General features: G+C 67.9%; 25 protein-coding genes. 19 read left to right on the top strand and 6 right to left on the bottom strand.

Annotated features, from left to right (window positions below; translation table 11 throughout):
- Positions 1 to 340: 340 nt before the first annotated feature.
- From QE410_RS13005 to QE410_RS12995, 3 genes are read right to left on the bottom strand one after another with little or no spacing between them, the layout of a single operon-like run.
- A complete protein-coding gene (locus QE410_RS13005; protein WP_307332769.1) occupies positions 341 to 2,068 on the bottom strand; it encodes an FAD-dependent oxidoreductase in 1,728 nt (575 codons plus the stop codon).
- On the bottom strand, positions 2,061 to 4,430 hold the full coding sequence (locus QE410_RS13000) for a molybdopterin oxidoreductase family protein (protein WP_307332766.1): 2,370 nt from the start codon (positions 4,428 to 4,430) through the stop codon (positions 2,061 to 2,063). Before QE410_RS13000 ends, QE410_RS13005 begins: the two co-directional genes overlap by 8 nt.
- A gap of 8 nt (positions 4,431 to 4,438) precedes the next feature.
- Entirely contained in the window at positions 4,439 to 5,848 is a 1,410-nt protein-coding gene (locus QE410_RS12995) for an MFS transporter (protein ID WP_373459345.1), read from the bottom strand.
- A 562-nt stretch (positions 5,849 to 6,410) separates the two neighbouring features.
- On the opposite strand from QE410_RS12995, the gene QE410_RS12990 reads away from it, so the two are divergent.
- The 14 genes from QE410_RS12990 to QE410_RS12925 all read left to right on the top strand — a co-directional run bounded on the left by QE410_RS12990 (position 6,411) and on the right by QE410_RS12925 (position 17,776).
- Positions 6,411 to 7,358, top strand: a complete 948-nt coding sequence (locus QE410_RS12990; RefSeq protein WP_307332760.1) for an MOSC N-terminal beta barrel domain-containing protein — start codon at positions 6,411 to 6,413, stop codon at positions 7,356 to 7,358.
- An 82-nt stretch (positions 7,359 to 7,440) separates the two neighbouring features.
- Entirely contained in the window at positions 7,441 to 7,857 is a 417-nt protein-coding gene (locus tag QE410_RS12985; RefSeq protein ID WP_307332756.1) for a Rid family hydrolase, read from the top strand.
- A 466-nt stretch (positions 7,858 to 8,323) separates the two neighbouring features.
- Positions 8,324 to 9,218, top strand: a protein-coding gene (locus QE410_RS12980) for an IS5 family transposase (protein WP_307327282.1) whose coding sequence is annotated in 2 segments (ribosomal slippage) — positions 8,324 to 8,674 and positions 8,676 to 9,218 — 894 coding nt in all. Because the reading frame shifts where the segments join, the coding sequence is not laid out codon by codon here.
- 118 nt (positions 9,219 to 9,336) lie between these two features.
- On the top strand, positions 9,337 to 9,840 hold the full coding sequence (locus tag QE410_RS12975) for a flavin reductase family protein (RefSeq protein WP_307332753.1): 504 nt from the start codon (positions 9,337 to 9,339) through the stop codon (positions 9,838 to 9,840).
- Between the two features lies 1 nt (position 9,841).
- Positions 9,842 to 10,126: a MoaD/ThiS family protein gene (locus QE410_RS12970; RefSeq protein ID WP_307332750.1), complete on the top strand. Its 285-nt coding sequence runs from the start codon at positions 9,842 to 9,844 to the stop codon at positions 10,124 to 10,126.
- Positions 10,127 to 10,129: 3 nt separating this feature from the next.
- Positions 10,130 to 11,248: a ThiF family adenylyltransferase gene (locus tag QE410_RS12965; RefSeq protein ID WP_307332747.1), complete on the top strand. Its 1,119-nt coding sequence runs from the start codon at positions 10,130 to 10,132 to the stop codon at positions 11,246 to 11,248.
- A gap of 78 nt (positions 11,249 to 11,326) precedes the next feature.
- Positions 11,327 to 12,415 carry a GTP 3',8-cyclase MoaA gene (gene moaA, locus QE410_RS12960; protein ID WP_307332745.1) on the top strand — a complete coding sequence of 363 codons (1,089 nt, stop codon included), beginning with the start codon at positions 11,327 to 11,329 and terminating at the stop codon, positions 12,413 to 12,415.
- 3 nt (positions 12,416 to 12,418) lie between these two features.
- Positions 12,419 to 13,687 carry a gephyrin-like molybdotransferase Glp gene (glp, locus tag QE410_RS12955; RefSeq protein WP_307332742.1) on the top strand — a complete coding sequence of 423 codons (1,269 nt, stop codon included), beginning with the start codon at positions 12,419 to 12,421 and terminating at the stop codon, positions 13,685 to 13,687.
- A complete protein-coding gene (moaC, locus tag QE410_RS12950; protein ID WP_307332739.1) occupies positions 13,680 to 14,162 on the top strand; it encodes a cyclic pyranopterin monophosphate synthase MoaC in 483 nt (160 codons plus the stop codon). Before glp ends, moaC begins: the two co-directional genes overlap by 8 nt.
- The gene (locus tag QE410_RS12945) at positions 14,159 to 14,635 is read left to right on the top strand and encodes a molybdenum cofactor biosynthesis protein B (protein ID WP_307332737.1); all 477 of its coding nucleotides are present in this window, start codon (positions 14,159 to 14,161) and stop codon (positions 14,633 to 14,635) included. The genes moaC and QE410_RS12945 overlap by 4 nt, the downstream gene beginning before the upstream one ends.
- Before the next feature lie 15 nt (positions 14,636 to 14,650).
- Positions 14,651 to 15,106 carry a molybdenum cofactor biosynthesis protein MoaE gene (locus QE410_RS12940; protein WP_307332732.1) on the top strand — a complete coding sequence of 152 codons (456 nt, stop codon included), beginning with the start codon at positions 14,651 to 14,653 and terminating at the stop codon, positions 15,104 to 15,106.
- A gap of 170 nt (positions 15,107 to 15,276) precedes the next feature.
- The gene (gene modA, locus QE410_RS12935; protein ID WP_307332729.1) at positions 15,277 to 15,936 is read left to right on the top strand and encodes a molybdate ABC transporter substrate-binding protein; all 660 of its coding nucleotides are present in this window, start codon (positions 15,277 to 15,279) and stop codon (positions 15,934 to 15,936) included.
- 14 nt (positions 15,937 to 15,950) lie between these two features.
- A complete protein-coding gene (locus QE410_RS12930; RefSeq protein ID WP_373459379.1) occupies positions 15,951 to 16,727 on the top strand; it encodes an ABC transporter permease in 777 nt (258 codons plus the stop codon).
- A complete protein-coding gene (locus QE410_RS12925; RefSeq protein ID WP_307332726.1) occupies positions 16,724 to 17,776 on the top strand; it encodes a sulfate/molybdate ABC transporter ATP-binding protein in 1,053 nt (350 codons plus the stop codon). The genes QE410_RS12930 and QE410_RS12925 overlap by 4 nt, the downstream gene beginning before the upstream one ends.
- A gap of 83 nt (positions 17,777 to 17,859) precedes the next feature.
- Here the strand turns inward: QE410_RS12925 and QE410_RS12920 are convergent, their stop codons facing one another.
- Positions 17,860 to 18,591 carry a hypothetical protein gene (locus tag QE410_RS12920; protein WP_307332723.1) on the bottom strand — a complete coding sequence of 244 codons (732 nt, stop codon included), beginning with the start codon at positions 18,589 to 18,591 and terminating at the stop codon, positions 17,860 to 17,862.
- A 400-nt stretch (positions 18,592 to 18,991) separates the two neighbouring features.
- Positions 18,992 to 19,546: a CGNR zinc finger domain-containing protein gene (locus QE410_RS12915; RefSeq protein ID WP_307332720.1), complete on the bottom strand. Its 555-nt coding sequence runs from the start codon at positions 19,544 to 19,546 to the stop codon at positions 18,992 to 18,994.
- Between the two features lie 87 nt (positions 19,547 to 19,633).
- Here QE410_RS12915 and QE410_RS12910 point away from each other — a divergent pair, with 87 nt between their 5' ends.
- The 3 genes from QE410_RS12910 to QE410_RS12900 all read left to right on the top strand — a co-directional run bounded on the left by QE410_RS12910 (position 19,634) and on the right by QE410_RS12900 (position 21,933).
- A complete protein-coding gene (locus tag QE410_RS12910) occupies positions 19,634 to 19,966 on the top strand; it encodes an epoxide hydrolase N-terminal domain-containing protein (protein ID WP_307332717.1) in 333 nt (110 codons plus the stop codon).
- Positions 19,930 to 20,706, top strand: a complete 777-nt coding sequence (locus tag QE410_RS12905; RefSeq protein ID WP_307334524.1) for an alpha/beta fold hydrolase — start codon at positions 19,930 to 19,932, stop codon at positions 20,704 to 20,706. The genes QE410_RS12910 and QE410_RS12905 overlap by 37 nt, the downstream gene beginning before the upstream one ends.
- A 684-nt stretch (positions 20,707 to 21,390) precedes the next feature.
- The gene (locus QE410_RS12900; protein ID WP_307332714.1) at positions 21,391 to 21,933 is read left to right on the top strand and encodes a hypothetical protein; all 543 of its coding nucleotides are present in this window, start codon (positions 21,391 to 21,393) and stop codon (positions 21,931 to 21,933) included.
- Between the two features lie 435 nt (positions 21,934 to 22,368).
- Here QE410_RS12900 and QE410_RS12895 read toward each other — a convergent pair whose 3' ends face one another.
- Positions 22,369 to 23,625: a multidrug effflux MFS transporter gene (locus tag QE410_RS12895; RefSeq protein WP_307332711.1), complete on the bottom strand. Its 1,257-nt coding sequence runs from the start codon at positions 23,623 to 23,625 to the stop codon at positions 22,369 to 22,371.
- Between the two features lie 46 nt (positions 23,626 to 23,671).
- Here QE410_RS12895 and QE410_RS12890 point away from each other — a divergent pair, with 46 nt between their 5' ends.
- Together QE410_RS12890 and QE410_RS12885 are read left to right on the top strand one after the other, a co-directional pair.
- Positions 23,672 to 24,136, top strand: a complete 465-nt coding sequence (locus QE410_RS12890; RefSeq protein ID WP_307332708.1) for a MarR family winged helix-turn-helix transcriptional regulator — start codon at positions 23,672 to 23,674, stop codon at positions 24,134 to 24,136.
- Positions 24,048 to 24,506: a VOC family protein gene (locus QE410_RS12885; protein ID WP_307332705.1), complete on the top strand. Its 459-nt coding sequence runs from the start codon at positions 24,048 to 24,050 to the stop codon at positions 24,504 to 24,506. The genes QE410_RS12890 and QE410_RS12885 overlap by 89 nt, the downstream gene beginning before the upstream one ends.
- Position 24,507 lies beyond the last annotated feature (1 nt).

The raw sequence follows: 24,507 nt of genomic DNA, 5'->3' as shown, positions 1-24,507 counted from the left end.
ACCCCTCACGCGAGAGTCGTGGACGCCTTTGCCCCGCGGCGCGAAGCGCGGCGCGTGAGGGGTCAATTTGTGTCGCCTAGGAGGCGTCCAGGCGACAAAAACTGACCCCTCACGCGAGAGTCGTGGACGCCTTTGCCCCGCGGCGCGAGCGCGGCGTGTGAGGGGTCAATTTGTGTCGCCTGGGAGACGTCCAGGCGACACATACTGACCCCTCGCGCGAAAGAGCGACGGACGCCTTGGCCCCGCGGCGCGAGCGCGGCGCGTGAGGGGTCAATCCTTGTCGCCCAGGAGACGCCCAAGCGACAAAGACTGACCCCTCACGCGCGGGTGAAGACGAGCGCTACGCGGGCACGGCCTCGCGCGCGAGCAGCTCGCTGATGCGGCCGACGCATCCGCCGCAGCCGGTGCCGGCGCGGGTCGAGGCCTTCACGCACGCGACGGTGGGCTCACCGGCCGACACCGCCTCGCGGATCGCCCCGGCGCTCACACCGTTGCACCAGCAGACGGTGGCATCCGCGGCGAAGGGGTCGGCGACGACGGCCATGCCGGCGTCGGGCGCGTCGAGGCGCAGCAGCGACGAGCGGTCAGCGGGCAGCTCCGATCCGCGTTCGAACAGCAGGGTGAGCTCGGCGCCGGTGCGTGGCATCCCGACCGAGACGAAGCCGGTCAGCACGCCGTCGACCGTGACGAGCTTGACGTACGCGCCGCGGGCGGGGTCGGCCCAGAGGGTGACCTGGGGACCGTGGCATCCGGGCGCGTGCGAGAAGGGGTCGGCGTCGACCGCCCCTCCGGCGACGACGTCGATGCCCTCGGCCTTCAGCATCACGACGCCGGGGCGCTCCACGGGGACCGGGGCGACGGATGCCGCCGCGCCCGCGGCGAGGGCCGGGGCGACGGATGCCGCCGCGCTCGCGGCGAGGGCCGGGCTCGCGGATGCCGCGGCGCCCGCGGCGAGGGCCGGGCTCGCGGATGCCGCTGCGCCCGCGACGAGGGCCGGGCTCGCGGATGCCGCAGCGGAACCGTCCCCGGCAGCCAGCAGCGCCGCGAGCCGGTCGGCCTGCCGCCAGCCCGGTCCGACCAGTCCGCTCGGGCCGCCGGGCACGCGACCGTCGTCGCCGGCATCGGCGGGGTCGGCGACGTGCGCGCAGTCGCCGATGGCGAAGACGTGGGGGTCGGTCCACGAGCGCGACGCGCCGTCGACGAGCACGCCGGTGGAGGTGGCGAGCCCGGCGATGGACGCCACCTCGGTGCGCGCCGCGACGCCGCACGAGAGCACGAGCAGGTCGCCCGCGAGCACTTTGCCGTCGGCGCAGACCAGGCCGTCGAACCAGGCCTGGCCGTGGTCGTCGTAGCGCTGCACGATGCTCTCGGCGCGGGCGTGGTGCATCATCTCGACGCCCACGGCGGTGGCTGCGGCGGCGAGCACGCGTCCGCCGTTCTCGTCGAGCGTGCGGTTCATGGGAGCGGCGGAGTGGTACGCCACCACGACCTCGGCGCCGGCTTCGGCGGCGGCCAGGGCCAGCTCCATGCCGAGCACGCCCGCGCCGAGCACGACGATGCGCTGCCCGGCCGACACGGCAGCGCGCACGTGCTCGGCGTCGGCGAGGTCGCGCAGGGCGACGACGCCGCGGGGGAGCGGCGCCGAGCCCCGGTCGAGCTCCGCCGGAACGCCCGGTCGCGTCGCGCGGTGCCGCTGGGCCTTCTCGAGCCCGGCGAGCGTCGGCACGTTGGCGCGGGCGCCGGTGGCCAGCACGAGTCGGTCGTACGGAACCCGGATGCCATCGTGCAACCGCACCACCTGACGGTCGCGGTCGACGCCGACCACCGTCATCCCGAGCGCGAAGGTCACGCCGGCCTCTTCGGCGACGAGCCGGTCGCCCATGTCGAGGCCTTCGCGGTCGGTGCGTCCGACGGCGTACTCGGCGAGCAGCACGCGGTTGTAGACGTCGTGCGTCTCGGCCCCGATGACCGTGAGGTCGATGCGCCCGTCGCGCACGGCGGGCAGCAGGCCCTCGATCAGCCGCGCTCCGACGGGGCCGTAGCCCACCAGCACCACACGCTCAGACATGGATCTCCTCCTCGGTGGGGGTGCCCGCCCCGCGCTCGATGGGCCCGCCCGCGACGGAGGCGCCGGTCGGCGCGGGTCCGCCTGCGACCGAGACTCCGGCCGGCACGTCAGGCCCGATGGGCCCGCCCGCGACGGAGACGCCGGTCGGCGCGGGTCCGCCCGCGACCGAGACTCCGGCCGGCATGTCAGGCCCGACGGGTCCGCCCGCGACGGAGACGCCGGATGCCATGTGCCCGGCCCCCTCCCGTTCGACGCCGGGATGCTCCGACACCACAACGGGCCCGTGCTCCGCAGCCGCACCGGCGGGCACCGCGGCATCCGGAGCCAGCCGCACCCGCGTGCGCTTGAACTCGGGCATCGCCGAGGTCGGGTCGACGATCGCCTCGGTCAGGCGGTTCGCGCACTCATCGCCGCCGTAGTGGAACGGCAGGAAGACGGTGTCGTGACGGATGTCCGTCGTCACCGTCGCCCGCGCCTTCACGGTGCCGCGCTCGTTCGAGACGGCGACGAGCGCGTCTTCGCGGATGCCGAGACGCGACGCCGTCGCGGGATGGATCTCGAGCCGCGCCTCGGGGCGCGCGCCGTTCAGCTCGGCCACCCGTCGCGTCTGCGTGCCCGACTGGTACTGCTGCAGGTAGCGGCCGGTGACGAGGGTCAGCTCGCCGCCGTGGTCGGTGGGAGCGGGGGGAGTGGCATCCACGGGCACGAGCTTGGCACGGCCGTCGGCGTGGGCGAAGCGGTCGGTGAACGGACGCGGGGTGCTCGCGGAGCGGTACGGCCAGTACGCCTCGACGCCGGTGTCGAGCAGCTCGTGCGACAGGCCGGAGTAATCTGCGATGCCGCCCTCCGACGCGCGGGCGAGCTCGTCGAACACCTCGGCCGGATCCGTCGACCAGGTGGATGCCGCGCCCAGGCGCCGCGCGATCTCCGACATGATCCACAGCTCGCTGCGAGCTCCGTCGGGTGCGGCCAGCGCGCGGCGGCGGCGGATGACCCGGCCCTCGAGCGAGGTCATCGTGCCCTCCTCCTCGGCCCACTGCAGCACGGGAAGCACGATGTCCGCGAGTTCCGCGGTCTCGCTGAGGAAGAAGTCGCACACGACGAGCGTGTCGAGGGCCTGGAGCCGATCGCGCAGCGCGTCGACGTCGGGCGCCGAGACGACGACGTTGGAGCCGGCGACCAGCAGCGTCTTCACCGGCCCGCCCAGTTCGCCGAGTAGCGCGGTGGCCGGGATGCCGGCGTCCGGAAGCTCGTCCGGGTCGACGCCCCACACCCCGGCGACGTGCCGGCGCGCTTCGGGGTCGCGGATGGAGCGGTAGCCGGGCAGCTGGTCGGCCTTCTGGCCGTGCTCGCGTCCGCCCTGGCCGTTGCCCTGACCGGTGAGGGTGCCGTAGCCCGATCCTTCGCGGCCGACGAGGCCGAGCACGAGCGCGAGGTTGATCGCGGCGGTCGCGGTGGCGGTGCCGTCGACGTGTTGTTCGACGCCGCGTCCGGTGAGGATGTAGGCGCCGCCCGCGGCGAGGCGCCGGGCGGTCTCGCGCAGTTGGGCGACGGGGATGCCGGTGGTCGACGAGGTGCGCTCGGGCCACCACTGCGCGACGGAGCGCCGCAGGCTGTCGAACCCGCTCGTGCGCTCCTCTATATAGGCGCGGTCGGCGAGGCCCTCGGCGATGACGATGTGGGTGAGCCCGAGCAGCAGCGGCAGGTCGGTGCCGGGTGCGGGCTGCAGGTGAGTGCCGGCGCCGTCTTCGGTGAGGCGCGCGGTGGCGGAGCGGCGCGGGTCGACGACGATCAGGCCGCCCGCGGCGCGGGCACCGGCGAGGTGCGCGAGGAACGGCGGCATGGTCGCGGCGACGTTGGAGCCGAGCAGCAGGATCGTCCGCGCGTCGTCGAGGTCGGTGACGGGGAAGGGGAGGCCCCGGTCCATGCCGAAGGCCCGATTGGATGCTGCGGCCGCCGACGACATGCAGAAGCGGCCGTTGTAGTCGATGCGCGAGGTGCCGAGGGCGACGCGGGCGAACTTGCCGAGCTGGTACGCCTTCTCGTTGGTGAGTCCGCCGCCGCCGAAGATGGCGTTGGCGTCGGGTCCGTGGGTGGCTTTCGTGTCGCGGAAGGCCGCGGCCACGGCATCCAGTGCCTCATCCCAGGTGGTCTCGGCGAGGGTGCCGTCAGATCGCCGCATCAGCGGCATCCGGAGTCTGTGGGGGGATGCCAGGAGCTCCGCCGACGTCCAGCCCTTGGCGCAGAGTCCTCCCCGGTTGGTGGGGAAGTCGCGGCCGGTGACCGCCGTCTCCGTGTCGTGGAGGACGGTCATGGCGCACTGCAGCGCGCAGTAGGGGCAGTGGGTGTCGGCGGAGCTCATGGCGGTCATCAGATGCGGGTGCCGCTCTTCTTCGACAGCGTCAGGTAAACGCTGGCGGTGATGGCGAGGAAGGCGACGTACGCCAGGGCGAACCAGCCGAGGGCGGGGGTGTACGAGCCGAACGTCGTCTTCGAGAAGCCGAGCAGCTGCGGGATGAAGAAGCCGCCGTACGCGCCGATCGCCGAGATGAGGCCGAGGGCCGCGGCCGCCTTGCGCTGCGCGCCGATGCCGCCGTTGGCCTTGAGGGTGAAGATCGTCGGGATCATGCGGTAGGTCGAGCCGTTGCCGATGCCCGCCGCGGCGAACAGCACCAGGAAGCACGCGAGGAAGACGGCGAAGTTCTGAAGCGGCAGGGTCAGGATGACGCTCAGGATGCCGAGACCCATCACCGTGAAGGCGCCCATCGTGATGACGGTGCCGCCGAAGCGGTCGGCGAGCTTGCCGCCGTAGGGGCGGGCGAGCGAGCCGACGAGCGCACCCATGAACGCGAGGGTGACGGTGGCGGTGCCGATCGCGATGCCCTTGAAGTCGGGGAACGTGTCGGCCAGCAGCTTCGGGAAGACGCCGGCGAAGCCGATGAACGAGCCGAAGGTGCCGATGTAGAGCACGGCCATGATCCACAGGTGCGGCTCCTTCAGAGCGGCGAGGGATGCCGTGATGTCGGACTTCGCGTTGGAGAGGTTGTCCATGCGGAAGTACGCGCCGACCATCGCGACGATGATGAGCGGCACCCAGATGAGACCCGCGAGCGGCAGGTTGAGGGTCGCCGCGGCGCCGACCGTGATGACGATCGGGACGACGAACTGCGCGACCGAGGCGCCGAGGTTGCCGCCGGCGGCGTTGAGTCCGAGGGCGTAGCCCTTCTGCGCGGCCGGGTAGAAGAAGGTGATGTTCGCCATGGAGCTGGCGAAGTTGCCGCCGCCGAAGCCGGCGAACGCGGCGATGAGGAGCAGCAGGCCGAACGGCGTGGCGGGGTTCGACACGGCGATGGCGAGGCCGATGCTCGGGATGAGCAGCAGGGCCGCCGAGACGATGGTCCAGTTGCGACCGCCGAAGCGGGGAACCATGAACGTGTAGGGGATGCGCAGCGTCGCGCCGACGAGGCTCGGCATGGAGATGAGCCAGAAGATCTGGCCCGTGTCGAGCTGGAATCCCGCCGCCGGCAGCGAGACGACGACGACAGACCACAGCTGCCAGACGACGAAGCCCAGGAACTCGGCGAAGATCGACCACCGCAGGTTGCGGGAGGCGATGGCCTTGCCTTCCTTGGCCCACTGCGTGGCGTTCTCGGGGTTCCAGCCGTCGATCCAGCGGCCGGGGCGGTGTTCTAGGGCAGAGGCTTCCGCGGCGGTTGGGGAGGCGGGCGGCGCGGCGGCGGCTTCGGGGCGCGGGTCGGTGACGGTCACGGGTTCCTCCATGGGCGATGTGGGGAGGTGCAGCGCCCCGCATGGGCTGGGCGTGCCGCCAGCGTAGGGAGGAGGCGTTACCCGGGACTGCTTCGTCGGGGGCGGGGACGTAACGGTTGTTTCACCCGCGGAGGGGGTGGGGGAGAGGGGGAGTTTACGTGGGCGTTACATGGGGGTGGAGCCGGGAGGATACGGGACGATGGGCAGCGGCGGCTGACATATGAGCATCATCGGCTTCGCAGTGTCGAGCTAGCTCACTAGGTCGAGCGTCACGGCCGCCGGATGGGACCGGATCGCACCAGCTAGCGCGAGGGACGGCCAAGGACGGTAGACGCTCAGACACGCCAAATCTATTCTTCGCCTCAGCGAAACGTAGCGGAAATAACCGGCTGTGATCCTGTTCTCGTACCTCTCGCAGCGCCGATCGCTTGTCGAGGGAAGGGCCACGGTTTCGTGGTTAAGCATCTTGCTCATTCATGTCTGAACGCGAATCGTTCGGGTGAATCCTTCCCTTCGTGAAGTGGGGCGTTAGGAGTCATCTGCGCGGCTGCGTTCGCTCAAGAGAAGGTACGTCATGTCTGATTTGACCGTTGCAGAAGCACCAGAGGTTGTCTCCGTCGGCAAGGTGCAGCGCATCTTCCGCTATCCCGTGAAGTCGATGACGGGAGAGGAGCTCACTTCGTGTGAGATCAATGAGTCGGGAGTGGTTGGAGACCATCTCTGGGCTCTCGTCGAGGTTGCGACAGGCAAGCTCGCAAACGCCAAGAACCCCCGCAAGTGGGGCCACCTCCTCAATTACTCCGCGGCGTACGTGGAGGAGCCGACCGCTGGTGGACCGATTCCGCCGATTGCCATCACATTCCCCGACGGCACAGTCGTGCGCAGCGACCAGCCGGACGTCGACGAACTCATCAGCAAGTCGGTCGGCGCCGAGGTGCACCTGGCAACGATGGACAAGACCGAGGCCACCGCCGCGGAGATGACCTGGCTGGGCGACATCCTGGGGGAGAACAACTTCTCCAAGCTCGGCTCGACCAACGAACATGGCGAGCACGAGATTGTTTTCGATCTCTTCGGAAAGCCGGGACGCTCCTACGACCTGGGCGACCTCCACGTGATGACCACGTCTGCTCTCGAGTTCATGAAGACCCTCAGCCCCGACGCGACCTTCGACGTGCGCCGCTACCGGCCCAACTTCCTCATCGACACGGACGATGATGGGTTCGTCGAGGCTGAGTGGGTGGGAAAGAACCTTCACATCGGCGACGCTTCATCGACGGTCGTCATGAACACCGTCCGCTGCATCATGACAACCCTGCCTCGCGAGGAGTTGCCGCTGGACCGCGGCACGTTGCGCTCACTGGTGAAGCACAACAGCCGAGTCGTGGAGCCGTTCGGCGATTGGGCCTGCATCGGGGTCTACGCGAACATCACCGCTCCGGGTCGCGTCGAGATCGGTTCCGTGACGGCCGTCTCCGACGCAGTCGTCACGGAAGAAGACGGCGAAGAGACGTCCGCCTAAACCTCCCCGACGGATCCTTCTCGTTGGCTGCGGGTATGCCCCGCGTTCAGCGAGCCCATTCTCTTTCTGAAAGCAGGTTGTCATGTCCATCAGCGAGGTTGTCCTTCCCGAAGGCAGCACAGGTCGAGTCCTACGCGACCAGTTCCATTACGCCGCCGCTCACCGCGTCGGAGACATCATCGAGCTGTCGGGTCACACCGGACATCGCGCCGACCTCTCCCTTCCCGAACAGCTGGAGGAGGAGATCGCCACCGCGTTCGCCAACATCACGGCCACCCTTGAGGCCGCGGAGATGAGCTGGAGCAACGTCTTCAGCGTGCGGACCTACCACGTCGTCCCGGTGGGTGCCGATTCCATTCCCGGTGAAGCGATCGGGGCAATTCTCAATAGCTTCGCAGCCCATCTCCCCGAGCGGTATCCGGTATGGACCGCAATCGCCGTGCCCGCCCTCGCGTTCCCCGGGATGCGAATCGAGATCGAGATCAAGGCGACGTACTGACTGTCGGTGCGCGGGGACCCCCTCCCCCTCGCTCTCCCCGCGCACCGCGCAGTCATCTTTCTTCCAGGGAGCGCATCATGCCCACACACACCACATTCAACGATGAGCCAATGTCTCTTGTCGTTAGCGACTATCGGACCGAAGGCCGCGATGTCGCCGTCCTCGAACTGCGTCACCCCCACGGGGAGAACCTGCCCGAATGGAAGCCCGGCGCCCACATCGCACTCCGCCTCGGGTCGGACGACATCGTCCGCGAGTACTCGCTTTGCAGCTCACCCGCGAACCGCAGCGTCTGGCGAATCGCCGTGCGCCGAGCAGAACTGAGTCGCGGGGGATCCGACTACGTCCATGCCCGACTGCGCTCAGACGCCGTCGTCGAGGTCGTGCGCATCGGCAACCTCTTCCCGTTCGAGCCAGCTAGGGCGTGTCTCCCAAATGGGTGGGGTGAGTCGGTGATGCTAGAGACGTGTCGCGGTTCCAGTTGCTTTCGGATACTCAGTGGGATCTGATCAGCGGGTTCTTGCCCGGTCCGACCGGCCGTAAGGGCCGCCCCTTCTCGGACGCGCGAACGATGGTCGAGGCGATCGCGTATCGCTATCGGACAGGGATCGCGTGGCGGGATCTGCCGGAGGTGTTCGGCCCGTGGCAGACGGTGTGGAAGTGGCACCGTCGGATGGCCGGCGATGGAACCTGGGATCGTGTCCACGCGGCGCTGCTGGCTCGCGCCGACGCGACCGGCAAGCTCGATTGGTCCGTGTCGGTGGACTCCACGATCGCTCGCGCCCATCAGCACGCGACGAACATCACCCGGGTCACGGGGGGCTTCGTCGAACTACAACAATCCGCTGATCGAGCCGCCTGATCACGGGTTCGGCCGCTCCCGAGGCGGACTCTCCACCAAGCTCCACCACCTGGTCGACGGTCGCGGCCTGCCACTGGTGATCGCGGTCACGCCGGGCCAGTCCGGGGACTCGCCCATGCTGATCCCGTTGCTGCAGCAGCTGCGCGTCGCCCGCCCGATCGGTCGCCCCCGCACCCGACCCGACCGGCTCCGAGGCGACAAGGCGTACTCGTCCCGGGCAATCCGACAGCACCTGCGTGACCGCAGCATCCAGGCCGTCATCCCGCAGCCATCGGATCAGATCGGCCACCGCGTCCGACGCGGCTCACACGGCGGACGACCCATCACCTACGACCGCGACGACTACCGAAACCGCAACGTCATCGAACGCCGCTTCGCCACCCTCAAACAATGGCGAGGCCTCGCCACCCGCTACGACAAACTCGCCACCGTCTACCGCTCAGCAGCCGTCCTCAACGCCGTCATCGCCTGGACCCGCCATTTAGGAGACACGCCCTAGCCGCCCCTACTTCGTTGCTGCCGGCATCGGAATCACACCGATCCTCCCAATGATCGAGTCCGCTCAGCAGAGCGGAGCGGATTGGCACCTCCTGTACATCGGTCGTCACCTCGACTCGATGCCGTTCCTCGACGATCTCTCCGCATTTGCCGACAGGGTCACCATCGTCGAGACATCAACCCAGGGGCGTGTCAACATCGGCTCCCTCGTGAGGGAAAACACGGACGCGCACTTCTACGCGTGCGGACCCGAGTCGCTACTTGACGACCTCGAGCAGGCGGTGCGAGCGTCCGGGCCAACCCGCCTCAGCCTCGAGCGCTTCACCCCCCGCGGAGTGATCGCCGACGGGGAGAACAGCGCATTCACGATCGTTGTCGAATCGAGTGGTCAGCTCGTTCCTGTCCTGCCGGAGCAGACAGCTCTATCAGCGCTGCTGGAGGCCGGAGTTCGTGTGCGCAACTCCTGCGGGGAGGGCACCTGCGGGTCCTGCGAAGTCGTCGTTCTCGACGGAGTGCCCGACCACCGCGACTCGATCCTGACGGACGAGGAGCTCATCAGCGGCGACTGCATGTACGTCTGCGTCTCACGTTCCCTAACCGCGACCCTCACTCTGGACCTCTGACATGTCTTCTCAATCACTTGCAGCCCCCACCGTCGATCCGGACACCGCTACCGGTATCACCGTGCGCTTCTTCGCCGCAGCGAAGGCCGAGGCCGGACAGGCAGAAGCGCAATGGTCGATCACTGCCGGGTGCACCATCGAAGAGGCCGTGCGCCGGTTCGGCTTCGGAGACAGCCCTGTCTTCGCCCGTAGCTCCTTCCTCCTCAACGGACGGTCCGCGTCGCGCTCCCATTCACTTACGTCTGGGGACGTGCTCGACGTGCTTCCCCCCTTTGCAGGAGGGTGAGTGATGGTCGTCTCGGGAACCACCACGAAGCCGGGAGCGATCCCTCTGGCCGCTGCGTCGGATCCATCCTTCGAACCGGAAGAACTCGCACGGTACTCACGGCAGATCACCATGGTCGACATCGGCCGGACCGGTCAGTCACGCCTGAAGCGTGCTCGTGTGCTGGTGGTCGGCGCGGGCGGCCTTGGCTCGCCGGTCATCGCCTATTTGGCGCGGGCGGGTGTCGGAACGATCGGCATCATCGATCACGACACCGTCGCTAGGTCGAACCTGCATCGGCAGATCATCCACGGAGACCGCGCCATCGGGCGTGCCAAGGTCGAGTCGGCGGGGGATGCCGTGCGCGCGGCCAACCCGTACGTGCGGGCGATCGAGCACAACGACATGCTGGGCGCCGGAAACGCGGAACTCCTGTTCTCGTCGTATGACCTGGTCATCGACGGGACGGACGATTACAGCACGCGCTATCTGATCGCCGATACCTGTCAGCGGCTCGCCAAACCCTGCGTCTGGGGGACCGTGCTCGAGACGGACGGACAGCTGTCGACGTTCTGGACCGGCGCTCCCGGTGGCGGCGTGGGTTTGCGCGATCTCTACCCCGAACCGCCGGAAGAAGAAGGTGCGAGCTGCGCGCGCGCAGGAGTCATCGGCCCGCTTTGCGGGGTCGTGGCCTCCTGGATGGCGGTCGAGGCAATGAAGCTCATCGTGGGATTCGGCGCACCGCTTTTTGGTCGACTTCTGGTCATCGACGGGCGGGACGGAACGAGCGCGGAAGTGGCGTTCACTGCCAGGGGCGACTCCCCTCCCCCGCGCCCGGCCCTTGGGATCACCTGGGTCGAGCCAGCGCAGCTACGCGACAGGCTCGACAGCGGAGCCACTCTCATCGACGTTCGCGAGCCGTGGGAGCGCGACATCGCGGTGATACCCGACTCAGTGTCCGTTCCGCTGACCTCACTGAGCGACGCCGCGCTGCCAGCAGGACCGCTCATTTTCCACTGCCACTACGACACCCGAGCGCGGCGCGCGCGCGCCATGCTGGCCGGCCGAGAGGACGTGTCTGTGCTTCGCGGGGGTATCAACGCGTGGGCGACAGACATAGATCCCACGCTTCCGCGCTACTGACCGAATCGTTCCCGCCTGCGACGGCCGTACTGCGGCCATCGTTGCCCCGTCGTACCCGAAACCCTGAAGGACGCCCTCATGGCCCAGAGCCTCGGAATTCCGCAACTTCGTGTTCCTCCCCCTGCGGCGCCGCTATCCGGCGGCCTCACAGACCGGTACGGACGCACCGCAACCGACATGCGTCTGTCGCTGATCGACAAGTGCAACCTGCGCTGCACTTATTGCATGCCGGCGGACGGAATGGCGTGGCTGCCGCAACGGATGCTGATGACGGCAGATGAGATCGTGCGTATCGTGCGTGTCGGCGTGGAAATGCTTGGCGTCGAGGAGCTCCGGCTCACGGGTGGCGAGCCGCTCGTCCGGAAGGATCTCGAGTTTGTCATCGGCTCCATCCGGGCGGCGTGTCCGGAGCTCCCCATCTCGATGACCACCAACGCAATCGGTTTGGACGTGCGGGCCCGTGCACTTCGGGACGCGGGCCTCTCGCGCATCAATATCTCGCTCGACTCCATCCACCCCGAGACGTTCGCCGCGTTGACGCGACGGCCGATGCTGGACAAGGTGCTCGCCGGCGTCCGGGCAGCAGACGAGGCGGGGCTCGGGCCGATCAAGATCAACGCCGTCCTCTTGCGAGGGGTGAATGCGCACGAGGCCGCGGACCTGCTGGAGTGGTCCCTCGAGCACGGGTACGAGCTGCGGTTCATCGAGCACATGCCCCTTGACGGCGACCACTCCTGGAAGAAGGAGAAGGTCATCACCGCCGAGGAGGTGCGTGCGTTGATCACCGAGAAGTTCGTTCTCAGTCCCGATCCTCAGGAGCGCTTGGGCTCGCCGGCGGAGCGGTACGAGGTACGCCGACCAGGAAGCAACTTCGGTTCACCCCCGCTGGGCCGCGTCGGGCTGATCTCATCAGTGACCGAGCCTTTCTGCGCCGCGTGCACACGCACACGTATCACGGCGGAAGGGCGCATCCGCTCCTGTCTCTTCTCACACGAAGAAACGGACCTCTTGGAGATTGTCCGCGACGGAGCGAGTGACCGGGAGATTGCGCAACGGTGGCGCGAAGCGATGTGGGGCAAGCCTCGCGCTCACGGCTCAGACACCGTCGGCCTTTCAAGTTCCGACTACGTGCAGCCCGAGCGGACCATGAGCGCGATCGGTGGCTGAGCGATGACCTCTGAAGGCGCCCCGATCTTCGCGCGGCGGAGCGTGGAAGAACACGCGCGCGCTATCTGCGAGATGATCTCGGCCGTGGACCGGCAGTCGGAGGTGCTCAGCCTCGGCACGCTGGAAGCGGACCACTTCCGCACCCTGGCGGAAGACGTTCTTTCGCCGATAGACCTCCCCCCGTTCGACAACAGCCAGATGGATGGCTTCGCGGTCCACCGCGCCGACTTCTTCAACCCTCGTGGGGACACGCCCGCGCGGCTGCCGATTACCGGTCATGTGGCGGCGGGAGACGAATCGGGTCCTTTGCCACGCGGCGAGGCGTGGGCGGTCATGACCGGCGCGCCCCTCCCGTCCGGGGCGGACGCCGTCGTGCCGATCGAGGCCTCCGGGATGAGCGCCTTTCCCTCTCCCGGCGAGAAAGCGACGCTAAGCGTCGCGACGGTCCCAGCGAATGATGCTTTCGTAAGGAGAGCAGGGTCGGACGTGCAGGCGGGCAGCGTGATCGCATCGGCAGGCGCGGCGCTGACCCCAGCACTCATCGGTGCCCTCGCCTCTGCGGGAGTGCGACGCGTCGCCGTATGGCGCCCGTTCACCGTTCTGCTGATCGCAACGGGCTCGGAGTTGCGCCGGATCGACGACACTGAGCGCCCAGGCAGCATCCTCGATGCAAACACTCCCGGCCTGACCGCCCTCCTGACCGGAATCGGTGTGCGCGTCATGACTCCGGGCTTGGTGCACGACCATCCGGCGGAGCTTCTTGACGCAATCGATGCTGGCGGCAGCGGTATTGACCTGATTGTCACTGCCGGCGGTGTCAGCGCCGGCGCCCATGAAGTGGTTCGTGAGGCCCTCGCTGATCGGGGGGTGGCCTTCGGCTCTGTATCGATGCAGCCCGGAGGCCCGCAAGGCGTCGGTCGCGTACGCGTGCACGGAACCGATGTCCCCGTGGTCGCGCTCCCGGGTAATCCGGTCAGCGCGCTGGTCAGCGCGGAGGTGTTCCTGCGGCCAGCCATCCTCGCTGCCGGCGGATGGTGGCCGGAACGTCCGGTGGTGGAAGCACCCATCACCGAAGCGACCACGTCTCCAGCCGGTCGGTTGCAGTTCCGCCGAGCGCGGAGCACCGCTGACGGTCGGATCGAGCTAGTCGGTGGTGCGGGATCGCACCTCCTAAGCGCGTTTGCACGCTCCGACCTCCTGGTGATGCTGCCGGAGAACGTCGAGAGAGTCGAAGCCGGAGACGTTGTACGAGCTTGGAGGATCAATGGCTGAACAGACGGAGGGATTGACGCACCTGAGGCCGGACGGCGCGGCTCACATGGTTGACGTGGGTGAGAAAGAGATTACGCGGCGTCGCGGCGTCGCCACCGCCACGCTGATCACCCGCCCCGATGTGATCCAGCTCGTCTCCGATGGCACCTTGCCTAAGGGCGAAGCTCTCGGAACCGCCCGGCTTGCGGGCATCATGGCTGCCAAGGCCGCCAGTACCCTCATCCCCCTGTGCCATCCGCTGCCGATCACGAGTGCAGACGTCGTCTTGACCGTCGGTACCGACCGGGTGGACATCGTTGCGACAGTGTCCACACGCGGGCGCACCGGTGTCGAGATGGAGGCGCTGACCGCTGCCTCGGTCACGGCGTTGACGCTGTACGACATGATCAAGGCCGTCGACCGCGCCGCGCGAATCACCGACATCGCTGTGATCGAGAAAGAAGGTGGCCGCTCCGGCCACTGGGTGCAAACGTGAAACGCGTCGTCGTCCTCGTCGCCTCCACACGGTGCGCGGCGGGGCGGGCGGTGGACCGTACGGGACCGGTGATCGTGGAGTGGTTGCGCGGCCGCGGATGGTCGACCGATCATCTCGTGGTCGCAGACGGCGATCCGGTTGGAGACGCCCTGCGCCGGGCGCTCGAGCAGAACGTCGAACTGATCGTGACGACCGGGGGAACCGGCATCAACCCGACCGACCGCACCCCTGAACAGACGCTCCCGCTCTTGGATCAAGTGCTGCCGGGTATCGGTGAAGCTATCCGTGCTCGCGGGATGTCGAGCACGCCCCTTGCCGTCCTCAGTCGGGGTGTGGCCGGCATCGCTGGTCGTAGCGTCATCGTGAACCTGCCGGGATCTCCCTCGGGGGTCGCCGACGGAATAGCAGTTCTCGACGATGTCATCGAGCACATCATCAGCCAGCTGGCCGGTGGCGATCATGTCACCCCGTGAGGAAGGAAGAGACGAATGACCTCTGAGACCATGCCCAACGGTAAGGGCGATCGCGTTGTTCGTGCTGACGTCAGCGCCGAGCCCATCACCGTCGAAATGCTGATGACACAGACCCGACCGCCGGCCGCCGGAGCGGTCGTGACTTTCGACGGTCGTGTTCGCGACCATGACGAAGGACGGGGCGTCGTGGCGCTGCATTACAGCGCGCATCCGACGGCCGGCGAGGTGATCCGTGCCGTCGCGCAGGACATCGCAGCGAGATTCCCCGACGTGACCCTGGCTGTCACGCACCGAACGGGGGACCTCGTTGTCGGAGATTGCGCGCTGGCGTGCGTGGTCTCTTCCGCTCACCGCCGTGAAGCCTTCGCCGCGTGTTCTGAGCTTGTCGATCTCGTAAAAGAACGGGTGCCGATTTGGAAGGAGCAGGTCTTCGTCGGAGGGCATACGGAGTGGGTCAACGCGATCAGCTGAACGACTCACTCCTGAGGGCGCACCCACGACGAGAACGGAACCTCATGACCGCTTCACCGCACCGCATTACCTCAGCGAGCCTCGCGATCGGCGCGATCCTCATGACGTCCGGCTGCGTCTCCGCGCCTGCTGCTCCCGATACGGGTCCGGACGACCTCACCGGTTCGATCGTGGTCTTCGCCGCCGCATCTCTGCGCACGAGTTTCACCGAGCTCGCCGATGCGTTCGAACACCGACACCCCGGTGTCACCGTCGAGCTCAGCTTTGCGGGCTCCGCCGACCTCGCCACGCAGATCATCAACGGGGCACCTGCCGACGTCTTCGCCTCCGCTGACCTGAAGACGATGACACTCGTCTCCGACGCAGGCCTGCTCGCGGCAGACGCGACCGTCTTCGCAACAAACCACCTGGAAATAGCGACGCCGCCGGCCAACCCCGCGGGAATCACATCGCTCTCAGACCTCGGTCGCGAGGGAACGCGCGTCGTGATCTGCGCTCCGCAGGTACCTTGCGGTGCGGCAGCGGAAAAAGTCCTCACCGCGGCAGGTGTTATAGTCAGCCCGGTATCGGAAGAGTCTTCCGTCACCGATGTGCTGGGGAAGATCATCTCGGGCGAGGCCGACGCGGGTTTGGTGTACACCACGGACATTCGCGCCGCGGGCTCCGACGTCCAGGGCATCCCTACCGCTCAGGCGGATGCCGTAGTCAACGACTATCCCCTCGGGTTGCTCCAGGCGAGCGACAATCCCGCCGTCGCGGCACGGTTCGCCGATTTCGTGCGGCAGGACCCTGACGGCATCCTCGACGCAGCGGGGTTTGGGGCACCGTGATTCCGGCGGCATCGATGCCCCGGTGGGCAATCGCCGTGGCGATGTTCGGAGCAGCATTCGTGATCCTGCCCTTAATCGCAATGGTGCTGCGGGTCGACTGGGCAACATTCTGGCCTCTCATCACCTCGGCATCATCCGTCGATGCGATTCTGCTCAGCCTGCGCACCTCCGCTGTCTCGACGGCGGTGTGTGTGGTACTTGGGGTGCCGGTCGCGCTCGTGCTCGCCCGCACCACGGGACCGGGGGTACGCGTCCTTCGCGCCCTCGTGCTGTTGCCGCTGGTCCTGCCTCCCGTCGTCAGCGGTATCGCGCTTCTCTACACCTTCGGCCGGCTCGGGCTTCTCGGCCCACCCTTGAACCAGGTGGGAGTCAGCATTGCGTTCTCCACAACCGCCGTGGTGATCGCGCAATCCTTTGTCGCACTGCCGTATCTCATCATCACGCTCGAGGGCACCCTGCGTTCTATCGGAAACAGGCACGAGGCCGTAGCCGCAACCCTCGGAGCGCGCCCCACGACGGTCCTCCTGCGGGTGAGCCTGCCGATGATGCTGCCGGGGCTGCTCTCGGGGGCGATCCTCTCCTACGCTCGAGCTCTGGGCGAGTTCGGTGCCACCTTGACGTTCGCCGGAAGTCTTCAGGGAGTTACTCGGACGCTTCCGTTGGAGATCTATCTGCAGCGCGAAACCGATCCAGACGTCGCCGTTTCGCTCTCACTGGTTCTCGTCGTCATCGCAATCCTTGTTGTCTCGATCGCGGGTGCCGTCGGCAAGCTCGTACCGAGAGCACGATGAGACTCGAGTTCGAAGCGCAACTCCCACGTCGAGGGCTGGATCTGAGATTCGCCGTCGCCGGTGGGGAGACGCTCGCCATCGTTGGGCCGAACGGCGCCGGCAAGTCGTCGGTCCTCGCGCTCCTCGCCGGCCTTCTCCATACCGACAAGGGCCGAGCGGCCATCGGTGAGACCGTCCTTTTCAATGGACGCCGTCGCCTACCCGCTCACCGTCGGGGCGTCGGACTCTTGGCGCAGGAGCCCTCTCTTTTCCCTCACTTCACCGTGCTGAAGAATGTCGCCTTCGGCCTACGCAGCACGGGCACTCCTCGCAGGCTCGCATACGAGCGCGCTGAAGCAGCGCTGGCGGGCGCCGACGCACATAACCTCATCGATCGCCTCCCGGCGGAATTGTCTGGAGGTCAGGCGCAACGGGTAGCCCTTGTGAGGGCCCTCGTCGCTCGGCCCCGGCTCCTGCTGCTCGACGAGCCGTTCGCCGCGCTCGACATCGGCATGGCGTCGCGCATGAGATCTCAGCTCCGACGGTCGGCCGGATCTCTGACGACTATCTTGGTGAGCCACGATGCCGCCGATGTTCGCGCGTTGGCCGACCAGGTCATCGTGCTCGACGAGGGGAAAATCGTAGAACAAGGCCCGCCCTGCACCGTCTTCGGTAGGCCACTGTCCGCATTTGGAGCACAGTTCGGCGGAACCAACCTCCTCGAAGGGGTCCTCCGTGACGGCAAAATACACCTTCTCGACGGCATTCTTGCTACCAAAGTTCAGCCACCACAGGCGGCGGAGGGGACGGCAGTGCGGGTGCTCATCAGTCCTAGCGACTTAGATCCCAAGCTAGCGGATGAAAGGGCCCCCGATCAGGGGGTACTTCGCGCCCGGGTCATCGAAGCGGAGCGTAACGGCGAGCTCGTCCGCCTTATCACGCCGCATTTTGTCTCCGACATCGCAGCGCATCGAGCCCCAGAGATCGACAATTTTCTCGATGCACTAGTCGACTTCCGCGTTGACGCCGAGAAAGTCATTACCTACACAAGCACTAATGGCCGCAGCTGAGGTTTTTCCCGGCGCGCCTTCACCCAGGCTTCGTGCATCGTCATCAGGATGAACGGCCGGTTCGGTTTGCCCGAGGGGATAGATCAGCGACTACGGTCTGCCCGGCCCACGGAGCGAGTCGCGCCGCGGCCGCGTTCGTCTTGGGGACGTTTTACCCGGGTGGTGTGTGCTGCGGCTTCACTTGCCGGCCGTCCTTGAGCGATGTAGGCGCGCATGCGCCCGTCGATGGATTCCTGGGGATGCCGTGCGATGCCAGCTCCTTCGCCGTTGCCTCGCGGCGTGCGGCGCTGTCGTACTGCACCCGGCCCCTCACGGCGCTCCACACTCGCGCGGCCCTGGTCAGCGCCCACAGACACCGCCGGGGCGCTCTCGCGGCCCTGGTCGACGTCGCGATGCAGCTGCGCTTGCGAGCGGGCGTCGGAGGCCAGTTCCATCAGCTGCGCGGGGCTCTGCTCGGGCACGCCGCTCTGGGTGGCGAGCAGTTTGTACTCACGCGCTTGCAGCTCGAGGCGGGCGGCCTCATCGACGCGGGATGAGTCGGCCGAACGGTCGCCGTTCACGCCGGCACCAGCGCCCGACCCGAGCTGCGCAGCCGCGGCGCGCGCGTCGAGGCGGCCAACTTCCCGCACCGCCAACGTCGCCTGAGTGAACTCGGTGGCGGCGGCGGTGCGCTCACCGCGGACGGCCTGATCACGGCCCAACTCGATCTGCGCCAGCGCTGCGCGGACGGCCCCCGGAATCAGCATCGAGATGACCGCACGGCTACGAGCCTGCTCACTCAGGCAGAGGCAGGCGACGCAGACAGGACGTGACACAACCGTTGAATATCGGGGCACCAATTGACTGGTAGGGGCTGGACTATTGACGTCGATCGCTGGGGCTCGTTTGTCCGGTTGCCCGTTGATCAGGCCTCGCCTGCCGTCTCGAGGGCGAACCGGACCGACATGGGCGAACGCTTCGCGTAGAGGTCGCGATAGATGCAGAGCAGAAGCGCCCCATGTCAGACAGGATGCCGAGAGACGCGCTCGTCAGCAGGGCAAAAGGCCGCAGTCGGCCCCTGTCCCGGGGTTGCGCGAAAGAGTCGGTGGTTTCTCAAGGCCTCGTAAATCCCGGGACATCACCGGTCCGCGGGACTCGGCCCGCAACGGGCCTGAGGCGTCAGTGACCTCGAGCCCCCCGCCGGGAAGCGCACGGGATGGGTCGCGGTGAGGCTCCTCACGCTCGCCGCGCCCGCAACCGCGCCTTCTTCTCGTGGTTCCCGCACGTGTTCATGTCGCACCACCGGCGCGTGCGGCCACGGCTGGTGTCGAAGAACGCCGCTCGGCACGTCGGGGATGCGCAGAGCGCGAGGGCGCCGGGGCGCACGCCGGCGAGGATCTCGATCGCGTCGGCGGCCACGACTCCGAGGGCTGCCGCGACGGTCGCGTGCTGCCCAAGGAACCACCGCCGGTGGCCGTCCTTGGCGAGCACCGCCACGGCGCCGCCGCGTGTGCTGAATTCGTTGATGATCGCGACGGCGTCGTGAGGGCGCGGCTGCCCGGCGGCCTGAGCGGACGCCGCGATATGGATCGCCTCGCGCAGCTCCACCGCGGCGGCGAGGTCGTCGGGCGAGCATGGGTCGACTGCGAGGTCCACCTCCCGCAGCCAATCCGCGAGGCGAGCGGGTGTCGGGATGCGTTCCACGGGTGCGCCGAACCGTTCCGTGAGCGTCCCCGTGAAGGTGGTGGCGAGCACGGAACCGAGACGGAACTTCGGGTCCCGAGCAGTCATGGAACCAGCATAGGTGGTTCCCCCTCGTCGGTGGAGGTGTTAGAACCGTCATAGCCGGTTCCATCCGCCGGTGGACGAGGAGCATCGATGAGCGACCAGATGACGACGGACCTGATCGAGCGCTTCGAGCCGCACGCCACCGACGAGGACCTCGCCGCGCTGCGCGCACGCCTGACATCGACGCGACTCCCCGAACGCGCAACAACGCCTCACGGCGCGCGAGGCCGCGATCGGTGGGAGCAAGGCCCGCCCCTCGCCGACATCGTCGAGCTGATCGAGTACTGGCGCACCACCTATGACTGGCGTCCGTTCGAGCGTCGACTGAACGAGATCGGCCAGTTCCGCACGGTCGTCGACGGGCTCGGCATCCATTTCCTCCACCGCTGTTCGCCGCGGCCGATGCCACTCCGCTCGTCCTGACCCACGGCTGGCCGGGGAGCGTCGCCGAGTTCGTCGACGTCATCGACGAGCTCGCCGAGCCTCGGGATGCCGAGACCCCGGCGTTCCATGTCGTCGTGCCGTCGCTTCCGGGGTACGGCTACTCCGACAAGCCCGCCGCAGAGGGGTGGGGCGCGGAACGCATCGCGGCCGCGTGGGTCCAGCTCATGAGCAGGCTCGGGTACGACCGCTTCCTCGCCCACGGGGGCGATTGGGGCGGGCCGATCACCATCGCGCTCGGTGGCCGGTTTCCGGCGCAGGTCATCGGCATCCACACGACGATGCCGAGTGCGCCGCGCGGGCTCAGTCTTGGCGGGCTGGACGCCACCGAACGGCAGTGGGTCGAGCACACTCGCGCTTTCGAGAGGAACCGTCTCGCCTACGCGAGGGTCATGGCGACCGCGCCGCAGACGATCGGGTACTCCCTGGTCGACTCGCCCGTCGGGCTGCTTGCGTGGATCCTCGAGAAGTTCTTCGAGTGGAGCGACACGGTCGACTCGCCGTTCGAGACCATCTCGCGCGACCGCTTCCTCGACAACGTGACCCTCTACTGGCTCACCGCGACCGGGGCGTCAGCCGCACGCATCTCCCTCGAGAGTCATCAGTCACTCGACCCCGACCTGCGGGTAACGGTGCCCGCGGCCCTCACCACCTATCCGCACGACATCCAGAAGCATCCGCGGCCCTGGGCGGAGAAAAGGTTCGGCCACATCGTGCGATGACGGGCGCCCGAGGCGGGCGGACACTTTCCGGCGCTGGAGATGTCGGGGGAGTTCGTGCGCGATCTGAGGGAGGGGTTGGCGGCGGTGTTGGCGAAGTCAGATTGAGGGGTGTGAGCGTGATTGTGCTCGAGTCCCGGGTCGCGCCGTCGATGCCGGCCGCAAGACTGCCCTCTTCAGAGCTGCGCCCGAGCTCGCCTAGCATCTCTTGTGCCTGTCGCGGCCGGAAGGCGGCATGCCCCGCTGGATGCGGAGTGGGGGCTGGCCGGAGAGTTCGAGGTGGGGCGTGCAGCGGCTTGCAATGCGGGCGGCGAACGCTACGACGGCTTCCGCGGCCACCTCGGGCGAGCGGCATGCCCTCCATCCCCGGAGCCAGACCTGTTGGCCTACGGAAGATAGGTTCGCATCATGTCACTTCGCCGCGACCGGCCGCGTCAGCGGAAAGAAAACCGATGGGTGTCGGCTCTGGTATGGAGGGCGCTCTTCAGGTGCTCGCCCCTTCTCTCCCTGCTCGGTGCGGCGGCGGGCGGGATCTTCCTCGTCCGGGTCATCTTGGTCTCGTCGAGCAGTGAGTACGCCTTCGGCGCTGACATACCGCTTCTCGGCATCATCCTCGTGGCGTGGGGGGTGGGAGTCTGGGCGTTCCTGAGTCCGCCGGACTCTGCACTCGCACACGAGCGGGGCGGGGTGTCCCAACCGCTCGTCATTTGGTCGCTGGGGCGACGCTTCCGGTTCTGGAACGTGATCGCCGCGCCCATTCTCGGTCTGCTCCTCGTGATGCTGAGCGGACCCGTGCTCGGCGCGCTGGCCGGCGTTCCCTCCTCTCTCGTGCCCGGGGGGATGAATGATCCCGCGTTACCGGCAATTGCCATCGCCGTCGTACTGGGCGCGTACTTCGCGGCGCGACTCCCTCTGTGGGGAGCCGAGATGCGAGGGGACCGGCTGATTGTCCGCGGCTTCCTTCTGACCCGCCGTTACCGGCGCAGCGAGATCGAGAGTGTCCGATCCTCTCGAGTTTCGGGTCTCGCGGACTGGATGCTCGGCATCCTCATGAACAGTCCTACGACCGTTTTCTACGCTCTCCGCGTGCATCTGAAGACGGGACGCACAAAAGTGCTCTACGCCTCGCATTCGAGCAAGTCGGACATCGACCGGGCAGCTCGTATTGTGACCGCGTGGCTCGCGTCGGAGGACGCACTCGTCAGCGTCACCCCGTCGGCTGGAGCCTGACGTCTCGCCCGGCCCCCTTGGACGGATGCAGCACCTCCGTTGAGAGGGAACGAGCCATCGTCGCGAGAACCGGAGACTCGGCAATCCGCCGAGATCGCCGCCCAGAGAAGCGTCCCGCTCGACCGTCCCGTGAACATCTCCACCGGGCGCACCCAGTACGAGCAGTGGTCGAGCTTGCGGTGCGAGGCGGAGACCTCCTCGGTCTCGGACTACCTCGCCGTTCCGAAAACCCCAAAGCGTTGGCCTGTGAAGTGCTCGAAGATCCAGGCCCGATCTCTGTGCGTAACGACCTTTCTTGCAAGACGCGCGTCCAGAGTCGTGGTTCAGGTGAACGGCGACGATCCCAGAACCGAGGGGACTGGCATCCACGCTCGTCGCTTCAATGCTTTTTGCTGAGAAGAGATCCCAAGCCTCGGCAGCCGCGGCCCCGCGGTGTCAGTGACCCGCCGCGCCGCGCGCCTCCGCCCTGGCCTCCGCGCGGCGCGTGACCGCGAGGGCGACGGCGGCGATCGCCGCAGACGCGAGCATGACGACGGCCAGGGGAGCGGCGGTGCCCTCGCCGCCCAGGCTGACCAGCGGCGAGACCACCGCGGCGAGCCCGAACTGCGCGGCTCCCAGCACGGCCGAGGCGCTCCCGGCGATGCGGGGGACGGCGCCGAGAGCCAGCGCGGTCGCGTTTCCGAACACCAGACCCAGTGACCCGACGGCCGTGAACAGCGGCACCGCGAGCCAGAACGCCGGTGCTCCCGAGAAGACGAGAAGCGCGAAGGCGATGGTCGACGCGGTCACGATCGCGATGCCGAGGGTCAGGACGCTCTCGACCGAACGGGTGGCGGTGAGCTTCGGTGCCAGCCCGCTCACGAACACCAGCGCGAGCGCGTTCAGGCCGAACATCATTCCGTAGCCGACCGTGTCGAGCCCGAGCATGTTCTGGTACAGGAACGGAGAAGCGGAGATGTACGCCATCATCACGGCGAAGCCGAAGGCGAACACCGTCGTGTAGCCGATGAAGGTCCGAGACCACAGTGCCCGCAGGGGAGACCCGGATGCCACCCGCTCGGCGCGCAGCGCGTCGCGGCGGGCGCGCAGGTGCGTCTCCCGCACCACGACGAGCACGGCGACGAGCATGGCCACCGACAGCCCCAGAACGATCGCCAGCAGCCCGCGCCAGCCGATGGGTCCGGTCAGCAGGCCGCCGAGGAGCGGGGCGACGACCGGGGCGACGCCACCGACGATCATCATGAGCGAGAAGGCACGCGCGGCGGCCTTTCCGGTCGCGAGATCGGAGATGACCGCGCGGCCGATCACCATTCCGGCAGCTCCGCCCAGGCCCTGCAGGAGACGCGCGACGACGAGCACGGCGACGTTCGGCGCGAACACCGCGACGGCGCTCGCGAGTACGCACAGCGCGGCTCCGGCGATGAGGGGCGGGACGCGCCCGAACCGGTCGGAGAGGGGACCGAACACGAGCTGTCCGGCGGTCACGCCGATGAGGAACGCCGTCAGCGTGAGTTGCACGGTCGTGGCTGAGGTCGCCAGGTCGACCGTCATCCGCGGGAACGCCGGCAGGTACAGGTCGGTGGCGAAGGGTGCGACCGCGCTCAGAAGGCCGAGCACCAGCAGGAGCGGCGTCGTGATGTCGTGGGAGCGGGATGCCGGTTGCGTGCGCACGGAGTCGGTGTCGGTCGTCATAGTTATGAAAGCATAACTTATTATGTGCGGCTGGTACAGTCGCCGCGTGCCCCCCGCGATCTCCGACGATGCTCTCGCCGAGTTCGCCGACGTCCTGATGCGCGTCGCGCGCGAGATCGATCCGAACGGCCCCCAGGCGCCTGACATCATTCCGCTGACGGGAACGGAAGCACTCGTCATGAGGTGGGTGCACCACAATCCCGGCGCCTCGCCGAGCGCGGTCGCCAAAGCCACCGCACTGCAGCGCAGCAACTGCAGTGTCGCGCTGCGCTCACTGGTCGCGAAGGGTCTCGTCGAGCGTCAGACCGCTCCGGATGACGCCCGCGCGGTGCGCTTGCAGCCCACCGCTCTGGCGGAGGAGAGCGTGCGCAAGCTCCACGCCTACTGGGCCGACCGCCTGCGTGTCGCGCTCGACGGCGACGATGCCGGGGTTCAGGCAGCGGCCGCCCTGCTCGCGCGTGTCGATGAGGCACTGCGCCGCGGCGACGACCCGGCGTCGTCTGCTCGCTGAGGCCCTCCGGGGTAGGGGGCGTGACGTCTCGTTCGGGGCGCGGTTTTCCGTTTGGGGCGCTGTATTCGTGCCCCGAACGGAGAAACACGCCCCGAACCCGGCCCCCCCGCAGGAGCTGGTGCGCAGAGGTGTTGACGCGTGGCCCCACACCCGCGACAGGGGAAGCATCGCCATGCGGTCGTCGCGGGTGCTGCCGCCGCGCATCCACCTCGACCTGTACGCCGACGATCGGGCGGCAGAGGTCGCGCGGCTGATGGAGCTCGGCGCCCGCGAGGTGGAGTGGAGCGGGCGACCGGCCGACGCGGACTACGTCATCCTCAAAGACCCCGAGGGCAACCGGTTCTGCGTCGTGGACACCAGCGAACACTGAA

The sequence above is a fragment of the Microbacterium sp. SORGH_AS_1204 genome (assembly GCF_030818935.1).
In the GTDB taxonomy this organism is placed as follows: domain Bacteria; phylum Actinomycetota; class Actinomycetes; order Actinomycetales; family Microbacteriaceae; genus Microbacterium.
Note: the sequence above shows the minus strand (reverse complement) of the source record. Positions and strands in the feature narration are given on the sequence as shown.